The organism is Amycolatopsis sp. NPDC024027, from assembly GCF_040638975.1.
Lineage (GTDB): Bacteria > Actinomycetota > Actinomycetes > Mycobacteriales > Pseudonocardiaceae > Amycolatopsis.
Genome location: NZ_JBEZYY010000052.1, coordinates 1 through 2,398 on the forward strand (window position 1 = coordinate 1; position 2,398 = coordinate 2,398).

Genomic DNA, 2,398 nt, shown 5'->3' on the forward strand with positions numbered 1-2,398 from the left:
GTAGGCGGACCCCTTGCGCTCCATCCAAGAGACGGCCGCCGTGGTGATCTCCTCGGCACGGCCGTGCCGGATCTTGGCCGAGCAGACCGGACAGAACCAGATCTTCCCGCAGCGCAGGAGGCCCAGGGCCACGGCGGTTCCCTCCGCCGTCTGGGCGAGGATCACGCCGGAATCGGGGTCCATGACCGTCCGGCCGCAGCCCCGGCACGTCCGGTCAGAGCTGATCTGCCACAGGGTCCGGCGGTCGGCGTACCGACGCGCGCGACGCTCCCGCGAAGCGCGTTCGCGGGCGGCTGCCGGGTCCGTGTCCGCTTTTGCCTCCGCCGACGTTTCCGCAGGTCGGAGGGGGGCGCGAAACTCTGTTGTTTCTTTCCCAAGGTGTCCGCTTTTGCCGTCGGCCGTCTTGAGGGTCCGGGCAATGGCCCGCTTCGCGGCCTTACGGCAGGCGTCGGAGCAGTACACGCGGGGGCGCTTGCCGGGCGTGTGGGTGATGGGAGTGCCGCAGTGGCAGCGGGGCCCGGCGGTGCGCTGTGGCGGAACGGCCGGGGTCTTTCGTACGCTGGTCATCAGCAACGTCACCTGTCTCGGTTGGGTCGAGGCGGGAGGCGGACGGCCCGGAGTTGGTAGCTCTGGGCCGTTGCCATGTCTGGGGTCGATCTAGCCCTACAACGACCGTGCGGCCCGCCGGAATTGACCGGCGGGCCGTCGGCGTGTCGTTAGGAGGCGATGAGTTCGCGGCGCAGGGCGGTAGCCGTGCGGCGGCTCAGGCCCAGGTCTTGAAGCTGCTGGATGGTCACCTTGCCGCCCTGGTCGGCGGTCAGCTTCTCGGCCTTCCGGCGGACCGTGGTGGTCACCTCGGAGCCGCCGGAGGTGACCGGGGCAGTGACCACCTTCCGGGCGGTCTTGGTCGGTACGGCGGTCACCTCCTGGTCGTCCTCGGTGACCGGCAGGGGGGCCGGGACGGGGGCCGGGGTGGTCACCTCGGTGGTCACCTCGGCGGTCACGTCCTGGTCGTCCTGGTGGTCACCGGGGGCGGCCACCTCGGCGGCCAGGTGAGCGGCCAGCGCCATGGAGATGACCGGCACGGCCGACACCCCGATGACCATCCCGGGGCCGACGTTGAGGTGACCAGTGGCCACCAGGTGGCCCAGGGCATTGAGGACCACCGAGGTGACCACCGATGCCCCGGTCATCCACTGGCCGAGCTTCTGAACGCCGGGGGTGAACCAGGCGATCAGGGCGACCATGGCGAGCACATCCACGGCGACCGGCAGGGACCACGACAGCCACTCGTTCCAGCCGACCGACCGGCCGAGGGTGGCCAGGGTGTCAGCGGAGGCAGCGAACGCGGTGACCGCGACGACCACGGCCCCGGAGATGACCACGTGGCGGCGGGTGATGTTGCGGGTCACTTGGAGTCCTTCCGGAGTTCGCGGACGGCCTTGACGGCCACGGGGGCGGCCACGGCGACCGCGATTGCGGTCACGGCCAGGGCGAGGAAGAGGGCGACCAGGACGCCGCCCCCGGCGAGGAGGGCCAGGACGAGCCAGGCCCGGTCAGACGACCCCTTGCCGGTCTGCTGCTGGGCCAGGGCGAGCGCGGCGGACATGGCATTGGCCTGCTCGGTGTCCCGCTGGATCTGGGCCGTCTGCTGCTGCATCAGGAGCCGGACGAGTTCGAGGGTCTGGGAGTCCTGCTCCGCCTTGACGACGGACGCCTTAGCGGCCTCCAGCGGGGTCAGTTCGTGGCTCATGCCGCACCCCCGAGCGTGATCGCCGTACCGGTCTTGGCCACCAGGCCGAGCTTTTCCAGGGACTTGACCGCACGGGTCACGGAGCCGGGGTTGATGTCGGCCGCCTTGGCGATCTCCGCATTCGTCCCCGCGCCGCCCTGTATGGCCGCCAGGACGGCCCGTTGGTTGTCCGTGAGGGTGTCGGGGTCCACCGGGGCCGGGGCGGCCTCCTGCGGCCCCTCAGAGCCGTTCTCAGGGGCCGGAGAGCGCCACGGGTCGGCGGGGGGAAGAGCGGCGATCACGTCGCCCGGCACGAACCACAGCCGGAGCGGGTTCGGGGGCCGCTTGCGGTACCGGAGCAGCGCCCGACCCGGCACGCCATCCAGGCCCGAAGGCGTCCATCCGGTCTGCTGGGCGGTCTCGCCGAAGACCGACCGCTCATGCTCGCCCGCGCCCGTCGTGAGCGACAGGAAGGCCGACATGTTGTCCTTCACCAGCGCCGGGACACCGGCGGTCTTGGTGGGGTTCTGCGTGGCCCACACGAACTGGAAGCCCACCGCGCGGGCTTCGCTCCACAGCTCTTCGAGGAGGTCCAGGATGCGAACCACCCGAGGCCCGACCCGCGGATACCGAGCCAACGGCGAGGCGCGAACCACTCGACGCCCG

Annotated in this window: 3 protein-coding genes and 1 pseudogene; all 4 read right to left on the reverse strand. The window is 71.2% G+C overall.

The window, feature by feature from the left end; genetic code table 11:
• Positions 1-183 (reverse strand): annotated as a pseudogene (locus AB0F52_RS48625) (hypothetical protein); the annotation flags it as partial.
• Positions 184-716: 533 nt separating this feature from the next.
• On the reverse strand, positions 717-1,412 hold the full coding sequence (locus tag AB0F52_RS48630) for a DUF2637 domain-containing protein (protein ID WP_360186476.1): 696 nt from the start codon (positions 1,410-1,412) through the stop codon (positions 717-719).
• Positions 1,409-1,753 carry a hypothetical protein gene (locus tag AB0F52_RS48635; protein ID WP_360186479.1) on the reverse strand — a complete coding sequence of 115 codons (345 nt, stop codon included), beginning with the start codon at positions 1,751-1,753 and terminating at the stop codon, positions 1,409-1,411. The genes AB0F52_RS48630 and AB0F52_RS48635 overlap by 4 nt, the downstream gene beginning before the upstream one ends.
• The gene (locus AB0F52_RS48640) at positions 1,750-2,340 is read right to left on the reverse strand and encodes a helix-turn-helix domain-containing protein (RefSeq protein WP_360186482.1); all 591 of its coding nucleotides are present in this window, start codon (positions 2,338-2,340) and stop codon (positions 1,750-1,752) included. The genes AB0F52_RS48635 and AB0F52_RS48640 overlap by 4 nt, the downstream gene beginning before the upstream one ends.
• Positions 2,341-2,398 lie beyond the last annotated feature (58 nt).